Origin of the sequence: Jeotgalibacillus sp. JSM ZJ347 (genome assembly GCF_044383825.1) — a bacterium.
In the GTDB taxonomy this organism is placed as follows: domain Bacteria; phylum Bacillota; class Bacilli; order Bacillales; family Jeotgalibacillaceae; genus Jeotgalibacillus.
Genome location: NZ_JBISEN010000002.1, coordinates 886,605 through 912,916, shown reverse-complemented (window position 1 = coordinate 912,916; position 26,312 = coordinate 886,605). Strand labels below are relative to the sequence as shown.

Annotated in this window: 22 protein-coding genes; all 22 read right to left on the bottom strand. The window is 45.4% G+C overall.

Going from position 1 to position 26,312, the window contains the following annotated elements:
* Positions 1-391: 391 nt before the first annotated feature.
* Complete coding sequence (locus ACH6CZ_RS10050; RefSeq protein WP_374097297.1) at positions 392-1,759, bottom strand: murein hydrolase activator EnvC family protein; 1,368 nt, start codon at positions 1,757-1,759, stop codon at positions 392-394.
* Positions 1,760-1,862: 103 nt separating this feature from the next.
* On the bottom strand, positions 1,863-2,747 hold the full coding sequence (gene ftsX / locus ACH6CZ_RS10045; RefSeq protein WP_374097296.1) for a permease-like cell division protein FtsX: 885 nt from the start codon (positions 2,745-2,747) through the stop codon (positions 1,863-1,865).
* Entirely contained in the window at positions 2,737-3,423 is a 687-nt protein-coding gene (ftsE, locus tag ACH6CZ_RS10040; RefSeq protein ID WP_374097295.1) for a cell division ATP-binding protein FtsE, read from the bottom strand. Before ftsE ends, ftsX begins: the two co-directional genes overlap by 11 nt.
* Positions 3,424-3,673: 250 nt before the next feature.
* Positions 3,674-3,994 (bottom strand): cytochrome c551, encoded by a 321-nt coding sequence (gene cccB, locus ACH6CZ_RS10035; RefSeq protein WP_374097294.1) that lies wholly within the window; start codon positions 3,992-3,994, stop codon positions 3,674-3,676.
* 51 nt (positions 3,995-4,045) lie between these two features.
* Positions 4,046-4,915: a YitT family protein gene (locus ACH6CZ_RS10030; RefSeq protein ID WP_374097293.1), complete on the bottom strand. Its 870-nt coding sequence runs from the start codon at positions 4,913-4,915 to the stop codon at positions 4,046-4,048.
* Between the two features lie 547 nt (positions 4,916-5,462).
* Positions 5,463-6,567, bottom strand: a protein-coding gene (gene prfB, locus ACH6CZ_RS10025; RefSeq protein WP_374097292.1) for a peptide chain release factor 2 whose coding sequence is annotated in 2 segments (ribosomal slippage) — positions 5,463-6,494 and positions 6,496-6,567 — 1,104 coding nt in all. Because the reading frame shifts where the segments join, the coding sequence is not laid out codon by codon here.
* Positions 6,568-7,033: 466 nt separating this feature from the next.
* On the bottom strand, positions 7,034-9,541 hold the full coding sequence (secA, locus tag ACH6CZ_RS10020; RefSeq protein ID WP_374097291.1) for a preprotein translocase subunit SecA: 2,508 nt from the start codon (positions 9,539-9,541) through the stop codon (positions 7,034-7,036).
* 510 nt (positions 9,542-10,051) lie between these two features.
* Entirely contained in the window at positions 10,052-10,615 is a 564-nt protein-coding gene (locus ACH6CZ_RS10015; protein WP_374097290.1) for a hypothetical protein, read from the bottom strand.
* A gap of 24 nt (positions 10,616-10,639) precedes the next feature.
* Positions 10,640-11,026: a nuclease-related domain-containing protein gene (locus ACH6CZ_RS10010; protein WP_374097289.1), complete on the bottom strand. Its 387-nt coding sequence runs from the start codon at positions 11,024-11,026 to the stop codon at positions 10,640-10,642.
* A 527-nt stretch (positions 11,027-11,553) separates the two neighbouring features.
* Entirely contained in the window at positions 11,554-12,384 is an 831-nt protein-coding gene (locus ACH6CZ_RS10005) for a DUF1028 domain-containing protein (RefSeq protein ID WP_374097288.1), read from the bottom strand.
* A gap of 33 nt (positions 12,385-12,417) precedes the next feature.
* Positions 12,418-12,948, bottom strand: coding sequence for a chromate transporter (locus ACH6CZ_RS10000; RefSeq protein WP_374097287.1), 531 nt, complete (start codon positions 12,946-12,948; stop codon positions 12,418-12,420).
* Positions 12,945-13,472: a chromate transporter gene (locus ACH6CZ_RS09995; RefSeq protein ID WP_374097456.1), complete on the bottom strand. Its 528-nt coding sequence runs from the start codon at positions 13,470-13,472 to the stop codon at positions 12,945-12,947. The genes ACH6CZ_RS10000 and ACH6CZ_RS09995 overlap by 4 nt, the downstream gene beginning before the upstream one ends.
* Before the next feature lie 36 nt (positions 13,473-13,508).
* Positions 13,509-15,119 carry a gamma-glutamyltransferase family protein gene (locus ACH6CZ_RS09990; RefSeq protein ID WP_374097286.1) on the bottom strand — a complete coding sequence of 537 codons (1,611 nt, stop codon included), beginning with the start codon at positions 15,117-15,119 and terminating at the stop codon, positions 13,509-13,511.
* Between the two features lie 498 nt (positions 15,120-15,617).
* Positions 15,618-16,652, bottom strand: a complete 1,035-nt coding sequence (locus ACH6CZ_RS09985) for a YecA family protein (RefSeq protein WP_374097285.1) — start codon at positions 16,650-16,652, stop codon at positions 15,618-15,620.
* Positions 16,653-17,031: 379 nt separating this feature from the next.
* Positions 17,032-17,781 (bottom strand): SDR family NAD(P)-dependent oxidoreductase, encoded by a 750-nt coding sequence (locus ACH6CZ_RS09980; protein ID WP_374097284.1) that lies wholly within the window; start codon positions 17,779-17,781, stop codon positions 17,032-17,034.
* Positions 17,782-17,871: 90 nt separating this feature from the next.
* Positions 17,872-18,462 carry a ribosome hibernation-promoting factor, HPF/YfiA family gene (hpf, locus tag ACH6CZ_RS09975; RefSeq protein ID WP_374097283.1) on the bottom strand — a complete coding sequence of 197 codons (591 nt, stop codon included), beginning with the start codon at positions 18,460-18,462 and terminating at the stop codon, positions 17,872-17,874.
* A 145-nt stretch (positions 18,463-18,607) separates the two neighbouring features.
* Positions 18,608-19,591: an aldo/keto reductase gene (locus ACH6CZ_RS09970; protein WP_374097282.1), complete on the bottom strand. Its 984-nt coding sequence runs from the start codon at positions 19,589-19,591 to the stop codon at positions 18,608-18,610.
* Positions 19,588-21,096 (bottom strand): xylulokinase, encoded by a 1,509-nt coding sequence (gene xylB / locus ACH6CZ_RS09965; RefSeq protein ID WP_374097281.1) that lies wholly within the window; start codon positions 21,094-21,096, stop codon positions 19,588-19,590. The genes ACH6CZ_RS09970 and xylB overlap by 4 nt, the downstream gene beginning before the upstream one ends.
* A gap of 65 nt (positions 21,097-21,161) precedes the next feature.
* Positions 21,162-22,490, bottom strand: a complete 1,329-nt coding sequence (gene xylA, locus ACH6CZ_RS09960; RefSeq protein ID WP_374097280.1) for a xylose isomerase — start codon at positions 22,488-22,490, stop codon at positions 21,162-21,164.
* Positions 22,487-23,461, bottom strand: a complete 975-nt coding sequence (locus ACH6CZ_RS09955) for an aldose 1-epimerase (protein WP_374097279.1) — start codon at positions 23,459-23,461, stop codon at positions 22,487-22,489. Before ACH6CZ_RS09955 ends, xylA begins: the two co-directional genes overlap by 4 nt.
* A complete protein-coding gene (locus ACH6CZ_RS09950) occupies positions 23,373-24,005 on the bottom strand; it encodes a YesL family protein (protein ID WP_374097278.1) in 633 nt (210 codons plus the stop codon). Before ACH6CZ_RS09950 ends, ACH6CZ_RS09955 begins: the two co-directional genes overlap by 89 nt.
* Positions 23,968-26,115: a glycoside hydrolase family 52 protein gene (locus tag ACH6CZ_RS09945; protein ID WP_374097277.1), complete on the bottom strand. Its 2,148-nt coding sequence runs from the start codon at positions 26,113-26,115 to the stop codon at positions 23,968-23,970. Before ACH6CZ_RS09945 ends, ACH6CZ_RS09950 begins: the two co-directional genes overlap by 38 nt.
* Positions 26,116-26,312 lie beyond the last annotated feature (197 nt).

Sequence of the window (26,312 nt, the reverse complement as noted above, 5' to 3'; positions counted from 1 at the left end):
ATGAGGAAGGTGTGATTTCATGACATTGGTATTTTATAAGCTGGCTGATGATTGGAGCTTCAGGGGTGACGCTTTCCGGACGGAGGTTGCTGAGCCTCCTCGCCTTCGGCTGTGGGGTCTCAGCTTCCCTCTAATCGTCCCGGAGTCACCCCCTCCAGCGAGAATCATCAGCTATGCAGATACTTAGAAAGTGGTTAGTACACCGTGTGATAAAGAGGTTTACGCTTTTAATATACAGGTGAGTTAGGGATAAATCGAAGTGTAGCGGAGCGGAAGGCGGGGATTCCGGGGCGATAAAGCGGTATAGTCGAGACCCCTCCGCCTGAAGCGCAGCGAAACGATTTAAGGATAATAAAAAAACCCCCAAACCGAAGCCTGGGAGTCTGCTAGATTAGAATGAGATATATTTACGAGGGTTTACAGCATTAGATTTTGCACCGTTCCACAGTCCTTCATGAAGTTCGAAGTGAAGGTGTGATCCGAATGAAAATCCTGTGTTACCCATGCCACCGATATACTGGCCTTTTTCAACATAGCTACCCTGTGATACACCAATGCTGCTCAGGTGCGCGTACATTGTAGAATATGTTTTACCATTGATATTGTGTGTGATCAGGACCATATTTCCATATCCACCATCATTGAAGCCTGCTTCAACAACATAGCCTGAAGCTGCTGCTGAGATTGGCGTTCCTGGTGAATTGGCAATATCAATACCGTAGTGATATCTTGGCTTACCATTTAGAATATCGTGACCGAATTCTGTTGTGAATCTGCCATATGACGGGCTTGTCCAGTCGCCTGCTGATACAGGTGCTGTAGCCTGTGGTGTACTTGATGATGAACTGCTGCTCGCGCTACCACTTGTTTGTGACGCTGCTGCTGCCTGACGCTGTCTTTCTGCTTCAGCTGCTGCCTCAGCTTTACGCTGACGTTCAAGTTCTTTCTGACGTTCAATTTCACGTTGTCTTGCAAGTTCAGCAAGGCGTTCCTGCTCAGCAACAATACGACTTTCAACGTCTGCTTCCATTTCATGCAGGTGCTCATCTTCTACTTCAAGCTTAGCGATTTCTTCTTCATATTCAGCTTCCTTAGCTTCTAGGTCTGCAAATAATGCATTTTTATCAGCTTTTTGACCATCAAGATCAGCCTTTAGTCCGTCAAGCTCAGCTTTTTGTGCTTCAAGCTCTTCAAGCTGCTGCTGTACTTCTTCTTCTTTTTGCTCAAGAGATGCTTTATCCTGACGCTGTTCTTCCATGATTTTACGGTCTGCATCGACTAATGTATTTACTGCTGAGAAACGGTCAATGAAATCTCCGAAGTTTTCAGCGCCAAGCAGTACATCAAGATAGTTGACTGATCCGCCAGTTAATTGAATCGCACGCGCACGTTCTTCAAGCAGTGCTGTACGCTCTTCAATTTTCTTTTTCAGCTCTTCAATCTCTCCGCGGAGCTTTTCGATCTCTGCGTTTGTTTCATCAATTTCACCTGAAACTGCGTTGATTTTATTTGTTGTATCTTCAATCTTACTATCAAGTTTTTTAATTTCAGCAGTAACTTTCTTCTGCTCTGCTACGATTTCTTCAATGCGGCTGTTGGTTTCACTGATCTCACCGCTGATTTCTTGACGCTGGCTTTCAATTGATGAACGTTCTTCTTTTAAGCTATCTAATGACTCAGCAGATGCTGTGTTGATTGCCGGGATGCTTCCTGCAATCAGTGCTGCTGCCAATGACAGGCTGACGAATGACTTTTTCACAAAACTGTTCTCCCTTCAAATCTAGCATTTCGTTTATCTCTGTTAAAGCGGGCTGATGATAAAATGGCTTTAACAGTACATTTTCTATTTTTCTGTTTAAAATTTATACGCGCAGGAATTTTCTGACGGACATAAAGCTTCCCCATACGCCGATTACGACGCCCATCAGTAGAATTAATGCGTTAATCTGGTATATGAACGGTGAAAATTCAAGGATCTGGATAAATGAATCTTCAAGCCGTGGCTCCATATATTCATAGACGTTGAAGTAGATCATGGATACGGCTGCAATCGGCAGAATTGAGCCGATGATGCCTAGCCAGATACCTTCAAGAATGAATGGAATTCTGACAAACCAGTTAGACGCGCCAACCAGCTTCATAATCTCAATTTCTGTTCTTCTTGCAACAATTGTGATCTTAATTGTGTTTGAAATCAGGAACATTGCGGTAAACAGTAAACCGAAGATCAAAACGGCACCGACGTTTCTGCTGACTTCAAGAATGCTGAACAACCTGTCGATTTTCCCTTCACCGTATTCAACAGAGTGAGTATACTCAAGCGTGTTGATCTGGGAAGCGAGTCGTTCAGTCTGTCTCGGGTCAATGGCTTTGACGATGAACTTATCACGGAGCGGGTTATTCTGTTCGAACAACGCCATCTCTTCACCAAAGCTGTCAATCAGACCGGATAATTCTTCTTCTTTTGTGGAGTAATCGATGGATTCAACTCCGGTGAGCTGCTCAATTTCCTGCTCTAACGATGCGACTGCCTGCTGGTCAGCTTCTAGCTCGACGTAGACATTCATTTCAACATCGTTTTCTATATCATCTGCGACTTTATTCATATTCAGCATAAGCGCTGTGAATACGCCGACAAGTAATAGCGTCACTGTAACTGCACTGACGGATGCAAATGTCATCCATCCGTTTCTCGCAAGACTCTTAAAACTTTCTCTGAAGTGTCTTGTCACTGTACTAAATTTCATAACCGTAGTCCCCCCGCTGTTCGTCACGGACAATTACACCATTTTCAATGGCAATGACACGGTGGCGGATCGTGTTAACTATTTCACGGTTATGCGTAGCCATGATAATTGTAGTGCCGCGTGAATTAATTTCTTCAAACAAGTTCATAATTTCCCATGAAGTCTCCGGATCAAGGTTTCCTGTCGGCTCATCAGCAATTACCACTTTTGGTGAATTAACGATTGAACGTGCGATAGAAACTCGCTGTTGTTCCCCTCCGGAAAGCTCATCGGGCATCATGCGGGCTTTGTGTTTCAATCCTACAAGATCTAACACTTCCATTACTTTCTGTTTGATGACCTTTGGCTGTTCCTCTATCACTTCTAAAGCAAAAGCAATATTTTCATAAACGGACAGTTTGCTCAGGAGTTTGAAATCCTGGAACACAACCCCGATATTTCTGCGTAAGTAAGGCACACGCTTGCGCTTCAGTTTCGCAATATCAATGCCGTTTACCATAATCGTACCTTTTGTCGGCTTTTCTTCACGGTACATCATTTTGATAAATGTAGATTTACCAGCTCCACTCGGTCCGACTACATAGACGAACTCTCCTGACTGGATCTTCACTTCAAAACCGTTTGCAGCCATGATACCGTTCGGGTACTTCTTGTATACTTCATTCATTTGTATCATAAAGAGTTACGCACCTTATCTTTGAATTTCCATAATGACTGTTCTGGCTGATTCTTCTATATGCTCGCGAAAGCCCGGCATAATAGGAATAAATGGCTAATTATGTCGGCATATCGTTTTTTTGCACAAGAACATTATATCATTCTAGCGAATTTTGTTAACGACATTTATATTACATTTTCATTTCGGTGGTGAAATATAAAAAAGCATCTTTCTCCAAGTTAGAAAAAGATGCTTTGATTCAATATTATCATTGCATTCCTGACAGCCATTCAGCTACTACTTCAGCTTCTTCGCCTTCAATTAAATTAGAGGGCATACTGCCTTGACCATTTTGGATCACACTCAGGATTTCTTCCTGGCTCAGTCTTGAACCTACCTCCTGCAGGTTTGGTCCACTAGCACCTTCCAGGTTATCACCGTGACAGCCTGAACAATTCTGAATAAAAATTGTTTCAGGATCCATTTCACCTGCTGAAGAACCCGTATCAGCCGCCTCTTCTTCACCGCCACCACACGCACCAAGCAGCACTGCAGAACCCAGTACAGCACCAATCCACCATTTTTTCATCAAGATCACTCCATTTTTAAAAATTGTAAAATCTTTTCTTGAAATAACAATTTACTCCCTTTTAAATCCTTCACCCAACACTTCTGAGGCATCATTTACAATGACAAAAGCACCCGGATCGATCTTTTTAACTACATTTTTCAATTTTGTGAATTCTGTCTGATCAATTACGCACATTAAAATCGGGCGCTCATGATCTGTGTATCCACCATATGCTGAGAGCTTTGTCACACCTCTGTCGACTTCAGCAAAAATAGCCTGACTGATTGCTTCCTGGCGGTTTGTAATAATATGCACCATTTTCGAACGCTGCCAGCCGACCTGCACAAGGTCAATCGTTTTACTCGTTACGTAAAGCGCGATTAAAGCATATAACCCCTGTTCGATACTGAACACGACTGCTGAACTGAGCACAATCAGACCGTCAATCAATGCAATACTCGTCCCGAGACCAAGGCCGCTGTACTTATGTATAATCTGCGCAGCCAAATCTGTCCCGCCTGTAGATGCTTTACCTCTAAATACAATTCCTAAACCAATTCCAACACCAATACCGCCAAATAATGCGCCGAGCAGTGGATCCTCTGTCCATGGTGCCCAGTTTTCCGTCAAGAATACCCAACCAGGCAAGGCTAACGTTCCAACAAATGACTTCAGCCCGAAGTTTTTACCGAGCAGAATGACTCCCGCAATAAATAATGGAATGTTAAAAGAATACTGCACAATCGCAGGACGCCACTCAAACAATCCATTTAAAATTGTACTGATCCCACTCGTTCCCCCGGATGCCACTGCATTTGGAAGAAGAAACACATTAAAAGAAATCGCGACAAATAAAGCCCCGATAATCACATAAATATAGTCTATTGCACCATGCCAGCGTTTCGGCTCACTTTGACCACGGCGATTCTGCTTACTCATCGACTGTCACCCTTTCACTATTCAAGTTTACACCGCTAGCGAGTATAGCATGAAGCGACATTTCTGTGAATATTGTCATGCTAGAGCGTTAGTGCGGTGAAGGGTTGGAGTTATGTTTGGATAAGGGTGTGGTGCAGCGCGCTTTCGTTTACTTGTTGCTGTTTTGGCTGGAGTTGTAGCAATTTCTCTCGAAGTTGTAGCGATACACCCGGGAACTTGTAGCTTTCCACGTCCAGGTTGTAGCAATCACATCAAAAGTTTGTCCTATCCGCCCCCGAAGTTGCAGCACCACACCCTCTTGATGCCTTTCAGACACATAAAGCCTGTTACCCAAGTGCATGCAGTGCTGGGGGCTTTCTGTCGGCATAGTTGCAGCTGTTTTTGCGCGGTAGGTAGCAATCCGGCTTCGGGTTGTAGCGATACACCCGGGAAGTTGTAGCATTCCACGGCCAGGTTGTAGCAATCGCCCATCAACTTGTAGCAATCGCCTCCGCACTTTGCCCCCAATTTAAAAGAAAATCCGCTGCACTCACGCAGCGGATCATCATCAGTTATTAATTTTCGAACGCAGATACGCGTTAATAAACGGATCAAGGTCACCGTCCATGACGCCCTGTACGTTACCTGATTCTGTACTCGTACGGTGATCTTTAACCATTGAATACGGGTGGAATACGTATGAGCGGATCTGGCTTCCCCAGCCGATTTCCTTTTGCTCACCGCGGATATCAGCAAGCTTTTGCTCCTGCTCTTCAATCTTCAGCTGATACAGCTTTGATTTCAACATCTTCATCGCTGATTCACGGTTTTTGATCTGTGAACGCTCTGACTGACATGATACAACTGAGCCTGTTGGAATGTGGGTAATCCGTACGGCAGAGTCAGTTGTATTAATGTGCTGACCGCCGGCGCCGCTTGCACGGTACGTATCGATTTTCAGGTCTTCAGTGCGGATCTCAATTTCAATATCATCATTGAATTCAGGCATGATATCACATGACACAAATGATGTGTGACGGCGACCTGATGAATCAAATGGTGAAATACGGACAAGGCGGTGTACACCTTTTTCCGCTTTCAGATAGCCATACGCGTTATGGCCTTTAAATAGAAGTGTAACAGACTTAATTCCTGCTTCATCTCCAGGCAGATAATCAAGTGTTTCCACTTTGAATCCACGCTTTTCGCCCCAGCGCTGATACATACGCAGCAGCATAGAGCCCCAGTCCTGTGACTCAGTTCCGCCAGCACCCGGGTGCAGTTCAAGAATCGCATTATTTTTATCATACGGTTCGCTTAACAGCAGCTGCAGCTCAAACTCATCCAGCGTTTTGCGGAATGTTTCAAGCTCAGATACCATTTCGGCGTGCATATCTTCATCTGCTTCTTCTTTTAAAAGCTCGAGTGTCACTTCGAGATTTTCCTGCGTGTCGACCAGGTTTTGATAACCGTTCACGACATCTTTCAGGGCATTTTGTTCATTGATGATGCCCTGTGCTTTTTGCTGGTCATCCCAGAATGTTGGTTCTACCATGATTTCGTCGATTTCAGCGAGTTTTGCCTCTTTGTTTTCTAAGTCAAAGAGACCCCCTGAAGTCCGCCAAAACCTTGGCTGTTTTTTCGAGCTCGTTTCTTACGTCTGATAATTCCATTTGAGTTCCACCTTATTGTAAAGTTGTGTTTGGTTTTGCTTAAAAGCCGCTTGTGATCTCCGTGGAGGGCTGCGCTTTCCGCTGCCGGTCCGGCAAGCCTCCTCGGCTAAAGCCTGCGGGGTCTCGCCTGGCCCTTCCCGCCGCAGGAGTCTCCGCCCTCCACTCCAATCACAGGCTGAGATTACTTAAAAAACATGAAAGTATTCTTATAAAATTAACTATTATAAATCACAGATAAAAAGCTCAACTATATATGACTGAGATGCCTTTGCAGACATGTGTTTGACATTTTGATAAATACCATCTTTATACCTTCGCAGCTGATGGTTGAAGCGGAAGGGGGCGACTCCGGGACGATTAGAGGGAAGCTGAGACCCCGGAGGCGAGGAGGCTCAGCAACCTCCGTCCGGAAAGTATCCTCCTGGAGCTTCAACCATCAGCCAGCTTTTTTGAGAGATATATTTATTTAAACCCCGTGGCAATTCTTATACTTCTTCCCGCTGCCGCATGGGCATGGGTCGTTGCGTCCTACGTTATTTTCTTTGCGGACCGGCTGGGTTTTTTTCTTCGTTTCGCCGTCTTCTTTCGGATTAACCGCCTGTCCTTGTGCAACTTCCTGACGCTCGATGTTGTTTCGGATTTCAGCCTTCATCACGTATTTTGTGACCTCTTCATTTACAGACTGCTGCATCGTCACAAACATCGCGAAGCCTTCATTTTGATACTCGCGCAGTGGATCGATCTGACCGTATGCACGCAGGTGGATACCCTGACGCAGCTGGTCCATTGCATCGATGTGGTCAATCCATTTTGTGTCAAGTGAACGGAGCAGCACGACTTTTTCAAATTCGCGCATTCTCTCGCCAAGCTCTTCTTCACGCTCATCATAACGTTTTGTTACTTTATCCATAATGAATAATTTCATCTGTTCGTTTGATTTGCCTTCAAGCATGTCAGCTGTAATCACATTTTCAGGGAGCAGGTTGGCGAAGATATAGTGCTCAAGACCTTTCAGATCCCACTTACTCGTCTCTTCAGCCATTGGTGCGTGTGCATCCACTGCGTTGTGAACAGTTGTTTCAACCATTCTGTCAACAATATGACGAAGGTTCTCTGATTCAAGAATTTCATCACGGTCAGTATAAATGACTTCACGCTGCTGACGAAGCACATCGTCATACTGAAGAAGCTGCTTACGCGCATCAAAGTTATTACCCTCAACGCGTTTTTGTGCAGATTCAACTGCGCGGGATACCATTTTACTCTGAATTGGCTGTGAATCATCCATACCAAGACGTGACATCATATTTTTCATATTGTCAGAACCGAAGCGGCGCATCAGGTCATCTTCCATTGAAAGATAGAACTGCGTCACACCAGGATCTCCCTGACGTCCAGAACGTCCACGGAGCTGGTTATCAATTCGTCGCGATTCATGACGCTCTGTACCGATAACGGCAAGTCCGCCAAGCTCTTTTACACCGTCACCAAGTTTGATATCCGTACCACGGCCGGCCATGTTTGTTGCGATTGTTACGGCACCGCGTTTACCGGCGTCAGTAATAATCTGCGCTTCACTGCCGTGATTTTTTGCATTCAGTACGTTATGCGGAATGCCTTTTTTCTTCAATTCGCTTGCGATCAGTTCAGATGTTTCAATCGCAACTGTACCGACAAGCACCGGCTGACCTTTTAGATGGCGATCTGCGATATCCTCGATTGCTGCCATATACTTTCCTTTAACAGAAGCATAGATCAGATCGGCTTTATCATCACGCACGATTTCGCGGTTTGTCGGGATAACAACAACTCTCATATTGTAAATGTTGCGGAATTCCTCTTCCTCTGTTTTCGCTGTACCTGTCATACCGGAAAGCTTTTCGTAGCGGCGGAAATAGTTCTGGAATGTGATTGACGCCATTGTCATTGATTCATTCTGGATCTCAAGACCTTCTTTCGCTTCAATTGCCTGGTGAAGCCCGTCACTGTAACGGCGGCCTTTCATAAGACGGCCTGTAAATTGGTCAACGATGACAACTTTTCCTTCTTCTACAACATAATCAAAGTCACGTTTCATTGAAGCATGCGCTTTTAGCGACTGATTGATATGGTGGTTAAGCGTTACATGCGCATAGTCAAAAAGGTTATCAATACGAAATGCTTTCTCCGCTTTCGTGATCCCCTCTTCGGTCAGCTGAACGCCTTTCGTTTTCTCATCATACGTGTAATCCTCATCAATTCTGAGGTTACGGACAAATGCATTCGTCTGGATATAAAGCTGCGTATTTTTCTGCGCCTGACCCGAGATAATCAACGGTGTTCTCGCTTCATCAATTAATATCGAGTCAACTTCATCAATTACGGCGAAATGAAGCGGACGCTGAACCTTCTGCTCTTTATAAAGAACCATGTTGTCACGCAGATAATCAAAGCCCAGCTCATTATTCGTGCTGTATGTGATATCAGCTAAATAAGCTTCACGCTTTTCATCCTTATCCATACTGTTTAAATTCAGTCCGACAGTGAGCCCTAGGAAGTTATAAAGCTGGCCCATCTCTTCAGCATCACGGCTGGCAAGGTATTCGTTGACTGTGACAACGTGGACACCTTTACCGGTAATCGCATTTAGATAAACAGGCATTGTTGACGTCAGCGTTTTACCTTCACCGGTTTTCATTTCTGCAATGTTACCTTCGTGAAGTGCCGCGGCACCCATCATCTGAACGCGGTACGGATCAAGTCCAAGCACGCGTTTTGCGCCTTCTTTAACAACAGCGAACGCTTCAGGCATCAAATCGTCAAGCGACTCACCCTGTTCATAACGCTGTTTAAATTCATCTGTCTTTGCACGGAGCTGCTCATCTGAAAGCTGTTCAATACTGCCTGCTTTCGCGATCACCTGGTCAGCTACTTTATCAAAACGTTTCACATCACGCTTATTACCATCAAAAATTTTATTCAAAATTCCAGACATGTTAACGCTCCTTTATATAACGGGCGGAAAAACCGTCCTTGCTATTCACAATGCAAACAGAGTTTATACCCCTGTCACGTTTACGTTAAACCTATTTATACACCTATTTATCTTATCACTTACATGGGGGATATACAAGAAAGCCGGGGAGTGATACGACTTTCGAGTAGGGGCAATTGCTACATCTTTAGAGTGGATTGCTATAACCACGAGCTGGATTGGTGCAAACTGCCGGGTGTATCGCTACAACTTCAGCAGGGATTGGTACAACTCCAGTAAAAACTGCGACAACTCAGAAGCTCCCCCACACCCGGCTCTGCATGCACTTAGGTAACAGGCTTTTAGTTTCTAAAAGTCATTAAGAAGGCGTCGTGCTACAACTTCGTTGGTGGATAGGACAAACTTTTGCCGTGATGACTACAACTTCAAGCCGGATACGTGTAACTTCCCGGGTGTATCGCTACATCCCCAAGCCGGATTGCTACAAGTAACCTGATAACTGCAACAAGCTTAGTTATTTCTGGAATGAATAGGGCTGATAAATACCCGCTCCCTTCCAGCGACTTCAGATTTAATTCCCAGTTTATTCATATAAGACAGCACCTGCCTGCTATTGGTCAAATTTAAAAATGCTTTAATCTCAGCAACATTCAATGTAGCGCTATTTAATAAAAAACAATCAATTACATTTTGATAGAGCATATCATTCACCTTTTTACTGCAGGTTGTACAACGCCATCCACCGTAAACGTGTGGTGCAATTGTGTTGCAGTCATAGCACATGAATCCTTTGATGAGTTCAATGCGGTCAATCCCTAGACCAAGCAGGTGATCTTTCCAGAATGGCGTCACACATCGATCAGCAATGGTTTGATAAATGAATTCGATTTGAGCTTGTGAGAGATAACGCTGAAGATGACTTTTTTTGATTTTTCGGAAGTGATAAGTGAATTGTTCGATGCGATGAATTTTTTCGTAGATTTCTGTCTCTGAATCTTTAACGGCAAATTCGACGTTTTGATTGGTGTAGATGACCTGGTTCAGGACCGGCACGCTGATATTGACCTGCTTCAAAATATGTTCCACACATTCAGTATGTCATGACACTTGAAACAATGGGCAGGTAAAATACTCTTTCTGATCGTTCAATATTCGGGTCAGACTGCCACCCTTTTTATCAAAAAACAGGGTTCCTACCATGTTTTTCACTTCACTAATCAGGATAAAATTCGGGGTAATAATAATGGAATCGATTTGAAAGGTTTCTTTGAAGAGGGTGAGCAGAGAGGTTTTCAGGTGGAGGCAAGTTGAGGAAAGCAATTTCGAAGCAACCTGATCATAATAATTTTCACCATGGAGCCCAGAATCTTCAATGTTTAATTTTTTCACGAGTTTCTGATAACTAGGGTGATGATCTGGGAGCCGCCTTACTGCTGTTTGATAAGTCTTATGTTTGATAGAGGGGGTTCTTTCATTCGTATACAAAATGTCACTCCTTTCTGTTAATAGATATATTATATTTCAGGGTAATGGAATTTACTAGAAGATTCATTATGTTTCTGAAGGGCATTAAGAGGGTGTGGTGCTGCAACTTTGTGGGAAGATCGGACAAACTTTGATCCGGATTGCTACAACTATGACGGGAATCGGTGCAACTTCCCTGGCGTATCGCTACAACTTCAACTATTATTGCTACACCTCTGGCAACAACTGCGACAACTCAGCCGTTCCGCCTAACCCGGCTCTGCATGCACTTAGGTAAAAGGCTTTTAGTTTCTTGAAGGCATCAAGAGGGCGTGGTGCTGCAACTTCGGGTGCGGATAGGACAAACTTTTGCCCGAATTGCTACAACCTGGCCGTGGAATGCTACAACCTGGCCGTGGAATGCTACAACTTCCCGGGTGTATCTCTACAACTACGACGGAAATTGCTACACCTCCGCCAAAAACCGCGACAACTATGCTTAGCCCCGGCCCACACCCCAAAAACAAAAACCGGGCATCCGCCCGGTTTTACGTCCGTTCCATATACTCGACAACTTCCATATCCACATACCCTTCAGCCTGCTCGCGCATTTCAAAGTTTTCGGTATGGAGGTAGTTGCGCAGTGCTTTGTGTAGCGACATACCTTCTTTTAGATAACCGTGCCGCACGAGCTGGAGCTCAAGCTTCTTTTCGACTTCATTTTCGATCGGTACGATGAAGTCTTTTTTAGCCGGCGCAAAGTACAGCTGGTGCAGGCGGTAGATCCGGTTCAGTTCATCAACCGGGGTCGTATGATCGTCAACGCGAAGATCAATGTAACGGTCATTGTAACCACCGTAACCACCCTTATCTTTTACAACTAAAAGCGCTGCTGACTGCTGACCGCGAGAGTCTCCTCCGGCAGCCTGGCCTGCTGCGAGTGCGGCTAACAGTCTGTCTGCGAGCGGCTGTCCTTCTGCATTTTCATAGGCGCGTGCCATTGATTCGACTGTGCCTTCTACAAGAATATTTCCCTGCACGGCAAAATGCTTCCCAGTCATGCCGCCAGCCCAGTCGTAGCACTGCTCACCTGTGTATGTAGCTGCATTGCCCTGATTATCAATGATGCCTACCTGTCTGTACGCACGATCTTCATCATCTTTTGTTAAAAGTTCAATCGTTTCTTCAGCTGTTTTACCGGCCATAATAAATGTCATCGCTTCAGGTCCGTACGCAGTATTTGCATAAGATTGTGTTGCGACTGCACCTACGCCCGCAACTGCATGAGGGACAACGGCGCCAACTGCTAAAAACTTAGACTGTGTCGCGACGCCCCATTCTTTTTCTACCGGATCATAACCCACAATTGAATACGTCATCTTCAGCACTCCCATCAATCAAGATGCTTATATTTACCCTAAGAAAACCGCTCCGTAAACCAGTGCCCCGGCGATCACAAATGCAGGATGCACCTTAAACCGTTCCAGCAAAACAAAGCTGATCGCTGCCAGCACAACGGTCTGCACAGTCCCGGTTGCTTCAATGGCATCTGCGAAAAATCCCCACGTCATTACGCCTAATAGCACCGCAATCGTCGGGCGCACAAGCGTGGACATTTTTTTCACACGCGGAGAATCCTTATATTTCATAATGAGTCCAAGGAGGACAATCATCAGAATTAACGAAGGCGCAATTGTTGCAAACAGCGCAACCCCGGCACCTAAAAGTCCGCCTTCCGCATAGCCAATATAGCCGGCCATTTTCGTTGCGATCGGTCCGGGCAGTGAATTACCAAGTGCAAGCACCTCTGAAAATTCCTGTGTCGTCATCCAGCCGTAGCGGTCGACGACTTCATTTTCAACAAGCGGTATGGAAGCTGGTCCACCGCCGTATCCGAGAATCCCCGGTATAAAAAACGCTAAAAAGATTTCCCAGTAGATCATGCTTTAGCACCCCGCTTTCCGCCAAACAGCAGCGCATACAGCAGAATGCCGAGAATCAGAATCGCCGGATGAACGCCTGCCAGTTCAAGCAGCACGAAGCTTCCGATAATGAGTGCAATCGCAATTCCCCAGCCAAATGCATTTTTGGACTTCTTCACAAAATCCCACGTCAGCACAGCTAGCAGTACACCAACGACCGGCACCACTGCCTGCGACATGCCGTTCACCCATGACACATCACGGTAAGCGTTCAGTGCCATCAGCATCACAATCATCGCAACAACGGATGGAAAAGTCGTTGCAAACACTGCGTTAATCATGCCAAGTATGCCCCCAACGCGATAGCCGATATAGCCAGCCATCTTTGTTGCAATCGGGCCCGGCATCGCATTGCCGAGCGCCAGTACATCTGAAAATTCTTCATCACTCATCCATTTATAATGCTCCACTACTTCTTTATGAACGAGTGGAATCGATGACGGTCCGCCGCCAAAGCCGAAGATGCCGACCCTGAAAAATCCCATGAACAGACCGCCCTGTTTATTCTTAGCCAATTCTCATCACCACGCTGCAATTTGTCCGTCTGTACGGGATTCTGTCCCGCCTTTTAACACGCCAGTCTCAAGGTCGCGCCAGATAATCTGTCCGCGGCCAAAAGATCCACCGTCTGTTGTTACTTGAATCGTATGCCCTTTTCGTACAAGTGCCTGCGCTAAATGGTTCGGGAAATGTGGCTCCACATGAACCGTCTTCCCATTCATCCACTGCCATCTCGGCGCATCAAGGGCTGCCTGCGGATTCAGGTGGAAATCAATCGTATTTACCGCCACCTGGAAATGACCCTGCGGCTGCATATAACCGCCCATCACGCCAAACGGTCCGACTGCCTCACCATCTTTTGTAAGGAACCCTGGAATGATCGTATGATACGTCCGTTTACCAGGATTCAATGCATTCGGGTGTTCAGGATCCAGACTGAAATCATGCCCTCTGTTCTGCAGCCCGATACCAGTGCCAGGCACCACAACGCCTGAACCGAAGCCCATATAGTTACTCTGAATATACGATATCATATTGCCTTCATCATCAGCAGCCGCAAGATAAACCGTCCCCCCCTTTGGAAGCTCCATCGGCTCAGGATCGATCGCTTTCTCACCAATCACTTCACGGCGCTTATCTGCATATTCTTTTGATAGTAGCTCCTCAGTTGAAATCGGCATATCCGCAGGCTCCGTGATAAACGCCTTCCCATCTGTAAACGCAAGCTTCATCGCTTCAATTTGCTTGTGATAAGTATCCGCACTCTGGAATTCATCAAACTCAAACCCCTGCGCAATATTCAGCGCCATAAGTGCAATCATTCCCTGACCGTTCGGCGGGATCTCCCACACATCATAGCCGCGGTAATTCACAGACACCGGCTCGACCCATTCAGGCTTAAACGCTGCAAGATCCTCTTTTGATAAATAACCACCATGCTCTTTCATATAAGCATCAATTTTATCAGCCAACTGCCCGCTGTAAAAGCTCTCCGCTTTCGTATCTGCAATCTCTTTTAACGTCTCAGCATGTCCTTTTGACGACCACATCTCACCAATCTCAGGCGCACGGCCATCCGGTGTAAATGTGTCAAACCATGATTTGTAGACATCATCCTTGAAAATCTCTTTGAATTTCTCAGTAGCCGACTTCCAGTACTTCCCGAGAATCGGTGACACCGGATATCCCTCTTCCGCCAAACGAATCGCAGGTGCCATCAGCTTTTCAAAAGGCAGCTTCCCGTGCTTCTCAGAAAGCTCCGCCCATGCAGCCGGCACACCCGGCACAGTTACAGGCTCCACGCCAAACACCGGCATCTTCTCATAACCGCGCTTCTTCATTTCTTCTATTGAAATAGACTGCGGTGCCGGACCACTCGCATTCAGCCCGTGTAATTTATTCTTCGTCCACACCAGCGCAAACGCATCGCCGCCAATCCCATTTGAAGTCGGCTCCACAACAGTCAGCGCAGCAGCAGTTGCAATTGCTGCATCAATCGCGTTGCCCCCCTGTTGTAAAATTTCTAATCCTGCCTGCGCAGCAAGCGGCTGACTCGTCGCCACCATACCCCGCTTCGCAAAAACAGTATTCCTCTGTGATGAAAATGGATGATATAAATAATCAGTTGTCATCTATGTACGCCCCTTTTATTTCGAAATACGAACCAATGCGTTTTATTATAGTCTAAATTGAGGGAAAATTCTAGTTTTGTTGTGAAAGTAGATAATAGTCTTAGGTGGACCGTTGATCTTCGCTGCAGGGGGACGCTTTCCGGGCGGTAATTGCTAAGCATTCTCAGGCAAGCTTTCCGGGGTCTCAGCTTCCCACATATCCTCCCGGAGTCGCCCCTTCCGCTACGATCAACTTGGTACGTGAAAGTAAGAATTCTCTTCATAATAATGGACTTTAATATTCTCTCTATAACTAAAAAATATAAAAAGCTGATAGATGACAACAAAATGTTGGACATCTATCAGCTGAATCATTCTAATATTTAGCGTTGATCGGAGTGCAGGGCGGCGACTCCAGTGGGAGTAGACGGACAGGTGAGACCCCGCAAGCGCGCAGCGATGAGGAGGCTCACCGCCGTCCGCACGGAACGCAGATCATAAGCGATGTTATTCCACAGATTATGACTGCTTCTTCAATTCCTCAAGCTCTCCAACAAACCACTCTTCAACTTTACGCGCTGTTGACGACACGCTGGAAGCCGTTACGTCAAATGCTTCGCCGGCTTCTTTTTGCGTCATTGGCAGCTCAGTTGCGTGCTGGGCCATCAGGTAGGAGAAGGTTGCAAGGTATGTTGCAGGCTTTCTCACTTTTGCACCGTGTTCAGCAAAGTAAGCTGATGCGATATGGCATGCAAACAGAGAAAGGTCTTCATCGCGCTGATCCCAGAATGTTTTCAGCTCGTGAAGCGCTTCTTTTTGATTGTCTGATTGAAGCGGTTCTGTCATCTGCTCAATCCAGTCACCGTTTTCAGCTTGCTCTTCGCGGCCAACCACTGCGCGGATCACGTCCACAACGCCTTCTGTTGAAATCCATTCGCTGCGGTCGTCAGTCAGCTTTTCTACGCGCGACTGTAGCACAGCTGCTTCGCTTTTCATGTAAACAGATGGGAACATAAACCCGTATGGCACCCATTTATCTTCAAATGGAAGAAGTAATGTGAACAGATAATCAATTGGAGCCCATGAATGGAAGTCCGGAATCGTCACTTCATACGTTTCACCAGTGATCATATCCTTCATATCCACTCTGCGCGTGAGCTCTTCCATATCAGTCACTTCAGCCACAATCGGCTTTGGCTGCTGCCAGTTCTCAAGCAGTTCCTTCAGGCGGGGGCGCTCAATTGAAGGCGTCCGCTCATCAAGATACTGCTCCCAGCTTGACGGCTCGCCGTGAAGTCCGAAAAGATACGTCAGGAATACAGTCAGGAACTGAGGTTCATTGAACACTTCCTGCACTTCCTGAAGCACATATTCATAATCCTTTTTAAATGAAGACTGCTTTGGCGCCATCGCTTCGTTTAAGAAACCAAGCTGAAGGTCCATCTGCTCCTTCACCAAAATCGTTTCGATATTGACAACTTTATTTGCACAGCATTTTTTATATTTCTTACCACTGCCACACGGGCACGGTTCATTACGTCCAATTTCCTGCATGTCGGCACTTCCTTTATAAAATAATCACCCATTATTGTAACACGGGCGCGCGAGAACGCAAGAAAGTGGCGATTTTACGGGGTTTGCAGAGGCATGTTTACAAACTTGATCCCAACTTGTAGCAGTTTCTGCAAAAGTTGTAGTAATCCCTGCCCAGGTTGTAGCGATACACCCGGGAACTTGTAGCAATTACTAGCTAACTTGTAGTATTTCAGCCAAAAGTTTGTTGCATCCACCCACCTAGTTGCAGCATCACCCCTCTTCATGCCCTTTAGAAACTAAAAGGCAGTTACCCAAGTGCATGAAGAAGAAAATCCGTTAATTGTCTGTGTTTCCGTCCGGGCGGTAGCAATCCCCGCCCAGAATGTCTTAATCACTTTTAAACCCCAAACGTCTTCCCGCCATTCACATTCATATTCTGACCCGTCACAAAGCTGGCCTCCTCACTAGCTAAAAACCTGACCATATTCGCAACCTCTTCAGGTTGACCAAGCCGCTTTAATGGTACATCCCTCAGATAGCCGTTCGCACTTTCCTCTGCGACCTCACCATGTCGCTCCACCGGGATAAAGCCTGGATGTACAGCATTTACAGTAATATTGTATTTCCCTAATTCATTTGCCCAGGAGCGGGTCATGCCGATCACTGCTGATTTCGCAGTCACATAATTTGAGAATTCAGGATTACCTAATTCAACAACTTCGCTTCCAATATTAATAATGCGTCCCCATTGATTTTCTTTCATTGCAGGCATCACTTCTTTTAAAAGGAGTAACGGTGCTTTTGCGGTAAAATGCAGTTGATCCAGATAATCTTCCCATGTCACTTCTTCAAGTGACAGCTCAGGCTGTGGACCTGTCGCATTATTGACAAGCACCTCAACCGGCTGACCGAAAGCTTTATGCGAATCAGCGATCAGCTTTTTCACCGCAGCTTCATCTGTCACATCAGCCGGTATTGCAACTGCCTCCCCACCGGAATTTCTGATATCCTGAACTATCGCTTCAGCCTTTTCATGGTTGCTGTTGTAATTAATCACTACCTTAAAGCCAGCCTCTGCCAGCTTGACTGCCATACTTTTCCCAAGGCCTCTTGAAGCGCCTGTTACGAGTGCAACTTTGTTTGTCATATGAATCCTCCTTTAAAATAAGCGTTTGTAGACCCGGGTCTGTCCCGCCCAACACAAAAAGAACGCCCCACCAAGGGACGTCCTCATGAATCAAGCTTCTGTTTCAATCAATCCATACTTCCCGTCTTTACGCTTGTAGACGATGTTTGTACCGTTTGAGTCAGCGTCGGTGAAGACGTAGAAGCTGTGGCCGAGCATGTTCATCTGAAGAACAGCTTCTTCGCTGTCCATTGGTTTCAGATTGAATGTCTTTGTGCGGACAATGTCGAATTCGCTTTCGTCACCGTCATCTGCGCCGATTGACACCGGCTCCAGTTCTTCAATGCCGTTTTCCGCGTCAACCGTTGTTGCGAAAAACTCTGGTTCATTTGTTTTTTCACGGAATTTACGATTTACTTTTGTTTTGTGCTTACGAATCTGACGCTCTAGCTTGTCGAGGATTAAGTCGACTGCTGCGTACAGATCTTCATGACGCTCTTCAGCGCGAAGTGTCAGTCTTGGCATTGGGATTGTAACCTCTGCCTTTGTCTGCTTATCGTTATACACCTTTAGATTAACATGCACGTTCGCATCAGGTGTATCGTTGAAATAGCGCTCTAGCTTATCGATTTTTTTCTCCACGTACTCGCGGATTGCTGGAGTTACCTCAATATTCTCGCCTCTGATATTATAATTCAACATGTAAACTCCTCCTTTGAATCTTAAAAGCTATACTACCTATTTCTCCTCTACCCTTGCTTTCTCCTTCTTAATCGTAAAAGATTTTTTAATTTTTTGTCGAAATGGTTGCTGTAAAAAATGGGTTGTGCCACAATTTAGACTTTCGTTAATATGCCCCGCGAATGTGCGGATGAACCTCTTTTACGTAGAAGTCATGAAGCTGATTTAATTCGTGCTTTGTAAATGAAGGTGTGTGTAATGCCTGCAGATTCTCTTCAATCTGAGACTGATTTTTAAAGCCGGGAATTGCACATGTTACCTCTTCCTGATCTAAAATAAAGCGCAGTGCTGCACGCGCCATATTGACACGTCCTTCCACAATCCATTCAAGCTCTTTTGTCAGCTCTACACCCTTTTTAAAACCAAGCCCTGCAAAGGTTTCCCCCACATTAAACTGCTCACCGTTTTCATTAAATCTGCGGTGATCATCTTCTTCAAATTCGTGATCTAAAGTGAACTTATTTGTCAGTAGTCCACTCGCAAGGGGAAGGCGTGTAATGATCCCGACGCCCTTCCTTTTTGCTTCAACAAAAAGCTCTTCAAGCGGTTTTTGACGGAAAATATTAAAAATGACCTGTAGACTTTTCACATTCGGATTTTGCAGGCAGATCATCCCTTCTTCTACGGTTTCAACACTGACACCATAATGACGGATTTTCCCTTTGTCCTGTAGCTGATCCAGCACGTCAAACACACTGCCATCGGCCAAAATTTCCTTTGGCGGGCAGTGGATCTGATACAGATCAACGCGGTCACGCTCAAGGCGCTTCAGACTGTTATCAAGGTAAGCCTCCACCTGCTGCATTTCATATGTTTTTGGATCATGAATGTCACCTGCACGGCAAAATTTTGTTGCAATATGAATACTTGATTCCTGCCCCTTTGTCGCTTTTGCAAGAAGCTCTTCACTATGGCCATCACCATACACATCGGCCGTATCGAAGAAGTTCACACCCCGGTCAATTGCATAATGTAAAGACTTAAGCGCTTCCTGATCATCCGATTTTCCCCAGGCCCCACCGATTGCCCAAGTACCAAAGCTTAATTCACTCAAACTGAGTTCTGTATTGCCTAATTGACGGTATTTCATTTCACAACACGCTCCTTACACTCATTCAGCATTCGACTTATTTCTTTAGTTTGATTGTACACCTGTTTATAGACAGAAAACAAACTTTTGTAAAATTCTTTATTTTCCATATTTGGTTTTACAACTGTTCCGACAGCTAGAAAACGGTCTGCACACTCAGTTAAATCATTGAACCAGCCTGACCCAACAGCAGCAATCATCGCAGCGCCCATCCCCGGTCCCTGTTCAGAATTTAATTTCAGGATTTCCGCATCAAAAATATCTGCTTGCAGCTGCAGCCAGAAGTCACTTTTTGCTCCGCCACCGATCGAAACAATCTGATCAATGACCTTGTCCCGGTCTCTGAAAATATTGAGTGACTCATTTAAAGAAAAGGTGATGCCTTCAAGGACGGCGCGCGTGAAATGACCTCTTGTATGCCTTTTATCTATACCAATAAAGCTACCGCGCACGATTGCATCTGCATAAGGTGTACGTTCCCCTGATATGTATGGTGTAAATACCAGACCTTCAGCGCCAGCGGGCGTCAATGCCGCTTCCTGAATGAGCTCATCAAATGACAGATCCGGTGCAAAGTTTTTTCTGTACCAGTAAAGACTGTCTCCTGCAGCAAGTGTTACCCCCATTGTATAGTAGGCATCCGGCACGCCATGGTTAAAGTAATGAACTTTTCCTTCAAAATCCAGATCCCCTCTTTTCTCGTAAGACAGGACAACACCTGACGTACCGATACTGCACATGCTGAGCCCTTCCTTTAAAACGCCTGCGCCAATTGCACCGCAAGCATTATCAGCACCGCCTGCAAATACTTTTACAGAGGCGTTCAGCCCTGTTTCACTGATCACGTCAGGCAGCAGTTCACCTGTCTGATCAGTTGAAAATAGAAGCTTAGGACACCGGCTTTCTTCTATTTTAAATGCTTTAAGCACTTCACTGCTCCATTCACCTTTTTCTACGTTTAATAAAAGCGTACCCGCCGCATCTGACAGATCCATTGCCATTTCACCCGTCATCCGGTACCTGACATAATCCTTTGGCAGCATAAACTGGTAAAGCCGTTGCCAATTTTCCGGCTCATGCTTTTTCACCCACAGCATTTTTGGCAGTGTAAAGCCTTCAAGAGCAGGATTTTTTGTCAGTTCAAACAGTTTTTCATTACCAAGCGTATTTACAATGTCATGACACTGTTCAGTTGTACGTGTATCATTCCATAAAATCGCCGGGCGAATGACTTTACCTCCCTCATCCACCATCACAAGACCGTGCATCTGTCCTGCAAAGCTGATGCTGTCAATCTTTTCATCAGCCGCCAGTGATGAAGTGATTTCCTTCAAAGCCTGAAAAGTTCCGTTCACCCAGTCTTCAGGATCCTGTTCGCTATAACCAGACTGCGAATTGATCACGGGATATTCTCTCGATGCTTCCTTTACGACCTTTCCATTGTGGTTCACGAGCAACACTTTCACAGCACTTGTGCCAAGATCGACTCCGATTACATAACTCATTCTGATTCCTCCTTTAGTGTGTTAAATATGTAAATCCCCCGGACCAGCCTGCCCGGGGGATCATGTTATACGCGTACTTCTGACAGCGTTTCAAGCAGGTACTGATTTAGCAATCCTTTCAGACGCTCCTGTCTGCCTGATTCATTTTTGATTTCACCGAGTGACAATGCATACTGCTCAAGTGATTTTAGGTCAGCTTTTCCATTTACAATATCCAGCCCGATTCCTTCTGCAAATGATTTGTAGCGGTTTTCAATCACATTTTCAAAAACGCGGTCCTCGATCAGTTTAGCAGCAACCTTTGCCCCAATGGCAAAGCTGTCCATGCCTGCGATATGTGCTTCAAGCAGATCCTCCTGTGCAAATGACGCACGTCTCACCTTTGCATCAAAATTCAGACCGCCGGAACCAAGCCCGCCGTTTTGAAAGATCTCAACCATTGCAAGTGTCGCAGCGTAAAGGTCCGTCGGGAACTCATCTGTATCCCAGCCAAGCAGTGTATCACCCTGGTTCGCATCCACTGAACCAAGCATTCCGTTAATTCTCGCCAGGCGCAATTCATGCTCAAATGTGTGACCTGCAAGCGTTGCGTGATTGGCTTCAATGTTAAATTTGAAGTGGTCAGCGAGATCATATTTCTGCAGGAATGACAGACTTGTTGCCACATCAAAATCATACTGGTGCTTCGTTGGTTCTTTTGGCTTTGGTTCAATCAGGAACTGCCCTGTATAGCCGATCTCTTTTGCATAATCAACCGCTAGATGGAAGAACCGTGCCATATTATCCATCTCAAGCTTCATATCAGTATTTAAAAGCGTTTCATATCCTTCACGTCCGCCCCAGAACACATAGTTTTCAGCACCTAGCTTCTTAGCTGTATCAAGTCCCTTTTTTACCTGGGCAGCAGCATAGGCAAAGACGTCTGCGTTATTCGTTGTCGCACCACCGTGCACGTAGCGCGGATTTGTGAATAGATTTGCTGTGTTCCATAAAAGCTTCGTTTGAGATGTGTTCATATATGACTCAATCATATTGGCAATATCATCAAAGTTTTTAAATGATTCCTTAAGAGAATCGCCTTCAGGTGCAACGTCTACATCATGGAAGCAGAAGTAAGGTACGCCCAGCTTTTCAAAAAACTCAAATGCAGCTTCCACACGTGCTTTTGCAAGGTCCATTCCGCTATAGCGGTCCCATGAACGGATCATTGTCGGTGCACCGAACGGATCGGTGCCATCAGCTGTAAACGTATGCCAGTAAGCGACTGAAAAGCGCATCCACTCAGCCATCGTCTTTCCGTTTATTGTTTCATCAGCTTTATAATATTTGAACGCCATTGGATTTTTAGAACCTGCTCCCTCAAATTGAATCTTTCCTTCATTAAAATGTGTCATTTGACTTCCTCCTCTAATAATTTGATGTCTATCGTGGCTTCAATATTTAATATTTCACCCGGTGCAATAGACCTGAACCCTGATGCAGGATCGTCTTGTAAGTGTGGCGCGTTGGTGACCCAGGTATAAGGTTCCGGACAGATAAATCCTTTTTCTTCATGAAAGATCACCCAGTTGGTTACGTTGTCAGATATTTGATAATCAATCCTAATCTGATCTTTAGGTCTAACGATGGAAGCCATCCGCCCACCGTTATCCGTAAATGCATCATCCAGTAAGACACCTTCAAGTGATACTGGCAGATGTGCAATACTTCTTTGACCAGTTGGAAGATTTCTTTCATTCAGCTCCCATTGCTCATTCACTGACACCTGAAACACATCAGTTGTCGCATCAAATATAAAACTTGTATGCCAGCCGAATCCCGCAGGCATCTCACTATCGCTCAGATTCCTGATCCGGCAGCGCTTAATCAGTGATTCACCCTTCAGTTCAAAATCGAGCTCCACCTGAAAATGGTGCGGAAAACCTTTTGAAATATCAGGATGGTCTTCACTATCAAAGACGACGGTTAGTGATGACTCAGACTGACTTTTGATACGAAAAGGACGCTCACTGACAAAACCGTGAATATGATTATTTAATTCAGGTTCATTTAACGTCAGCTGATAAGTGGTTCTGTTAAATGTGAATGTGCCATCTTCTATCCGGTTCGGTGGAAACAAGACTGGTGTACCAAATAACACTTTTCTTTTTAAGTAAGCTGCCTCATCAGTTGGTGCCCTTAAAATCTCAGTTGATTTTCTTTTTAAAGACATTAGGTTAGCACCTTCAGACAGGATAATGACAGCTGTTAAATGCTGATTCTTAAGTTCAACTGCATCAGGAAACCATTTCAGTTTGAAGCGCCTCCTTTTTTCTGCTGATCTGGATAAAGCGGTGGTAGGCAGGCACCATAAAGGCCACTGCAAAAGTCACGAGTCCAAAAAACGGAATCAGTGCAGGGATGGCCGCAAACAACAGAACCAGTGCAGCAGCGCTGAATGCCATCAAAAGCGTGTGGAGCGGGCTGATGATTGCAATGAGCGCAGCCTGTTTGACGATCTGAATAAAGCTGAGTTCATAGTGAACCCATACCGGAAACAGGTATAGTGAGATACCTCCGATTACTGTGATAAAAAGGACTGTTGCTGCAAGCTGCACTGGATGAGCGCCTCCGTTGATGAAAAAATAAGCGGCCTGTGTCATCAGCAAAATGAGTGTACCCGTAAACAGTAGGGCCGGCTTCCATGACTTAATACAAGCCGTAATAAATGCTGTATGAAACGTGCGCCAGATTTTCAGATCGGTTTCTCCACGCAGCCATTTTCTGATGACGATGAATGCAGCAATCGCTGTCGGTACAGCTGTTAACCCGATGCCTGCGATTAGGTAGACGAGCCAGATCAAGTTCAGCCATGCGCCTTTTGATATCCATTCACATATTGTGTACAGCCCGTTCATGGTCTTTTCCATGAACCTCATCTCCTTTAGATTCATCAAGCCATAAAATACTTGTCACGCCGCGTGGATAATATTTACTGCCGGCAATTTCCCCATTGATAATCTGATCACTCCAGCTCCAGAATGACAGTTCAGGATGCGTAAGCCACTTCACGTGCGCAGCATCTGCAGAAGAATCGACATCCTTTTGCATAATTTCCCTGGCAATAAACTGGCACAGATAAATTTTGCTGAGCCATGAGTTGCCACTTGTCGAAGAAAGCTTCCAGCCGTTGTCATCAAACAAACAGACGCCTTTTTTCAGTACTGCGTCGAAATGTGTATGAAGTGCTTTTAAATAGCGTTTAAACGGACCATCCTCATCCAGCGCTTTTTCAATTCCAAGGACGTAAGGAAAAATCAGTCCTTCAATGGCCGGGATGATTTTTGAGTCGTTATTTTCACCCATGACTGCCGGAATGTAACCGGCAGTTGTTGTAAAAGAAACCATTGTGTCAGCTGCTTTTTCAGACTGGCTGTACGCCTGTTTAGCAGATTCCTGCTCACCAAGCTCAGTCAGCAGCTGTTCAAGCGCGAGATAGGATGCCCACGTTTTCCCCGCAAGGTACAGGTTATTTCTCGCTTGACCAAGTGAAACATCCAGACTGTCATAAGTCGTAATTTCAGCTCCACCCATCGTTCTGGATGAATCAAGCGCCATAATGCCGTTTCGTTTCGACGGCTCCGGATGATCACGGTTCACAAGGCTTTCAAGGCAGTCTTTTACGATCTGCTCGTTTTGCTTCAGCCACTCAAAGTCCTCAGACTGTTTGACATAAACAGCCGCTGTTAAAATCCAGTTCACAAGCTGCTCATGTGTCATATGTGAAAAACAGCCGTCAATACCATACAGTTCATACGAAGAGTAACCCGGTCTCGAAAATGTATTGGCAACACCCATATCATGCGTAAAGCTGATCCCGCCCGGATACGTTTTTTCGTCGCCAGGAAATCTCACTTCATCACGATAACTGTAACGCTCAATAAATAAATCAAGCTCATTTTTCACGGTCCATGGATTCATTTTCATTTCAAAAAACAGCTGATCCACCGTCAGATCAAACGTATTCATCATGCGGTATTCGCCCTCATTCACAATCCATAAAGGCTTGCCGTCCTGATCTAAGAACTGTGTGCTGCCGTAATAACTTCTAATCGCATGATTCATCATAAAGCGCTGATCATTTGACAGGTTTTCTGAGGCAGTAAGCTTATTAGCTGCGACTGAGCGCTCCTTTAACTCTTCAAAATTTGCATGTGAATAAGCCGCCACCTCTTCAATTGAGTCAAACAGCTTTGTATAGTAATAGCTGCTCTTCATGCCCGCCGTCACATTGCCATCCCGGTAAAAGCTGATCACAATATCAAGCGTTTTTTTCTCACCAGCCTGCACGTCCACTAAAAGCGTCCCAACCGTTCCTAGTCCAAACGCCCAGTTTTCCTTATGCGGATCAGTCAGGATGTTTTCAAGACTAAAATGCATCGCGGAATATGCATCAGGATCTTGCGTCGTAACTGCAGTAAATGTCCCCTGACCAAAGCCTTTCGCATCCATTGTGTCATCAAGTTTTCTGACAGATGTATAAGCGTCAGTCCCCTGGTATCCGAAAAACGCTCTTCTTGTACGGCTGCCTTTTGTATTATCAATCGTAAGCGTGGCGAGTACACTAGGTACAATCACCATTTTCATGTCATTGTCGCTCGCCTGATCAGGATCTGGTACGCCTTCAGCCTTGGAGTAAATCGTGAGCTCCATATCCCCCGCTTTAAACGTGTCAGTGCCAAGTTTAAAATCACGCATCACTTCATCTTTATCATACTGGTGAAGGATTTTTGGTTTATCAGGATTAGGGTCCATATTTTCAATATCATAGCGCTTGCTTTCTTCCTCGGTCAGCTGATGAAAAAACGGAAATGCATCGTAATGACCTTCCTGTGCTGCTGACTCCAGTCCGATATACACGTTTTGCGCAGGTGAACGTCCAAGCTCGACATCCATTCCGCCTCCAGCGCCCGGATAGCCGAGTGTGAAGCTTGAAAATGCGCCAATTGGTGAATGATGTGCGTTGAAAAATTGATTCATGCGGGTCATCCTTTCTTGTTATGTATGATTATGTGCTGCAGTAATCAGGATTGGGCGGACTTGTCGCAATTGTCGCCGGAGTTGTCTGTTTTTCTGTGAAAGTTGTCGCGATACACCCGGGAAGTTGTTGCAATCCCGGGCCAGGTTGTACCTTTTCCCACGCCAGGTTGTACCTTTCCGCCCTAAGCTACCGCCCC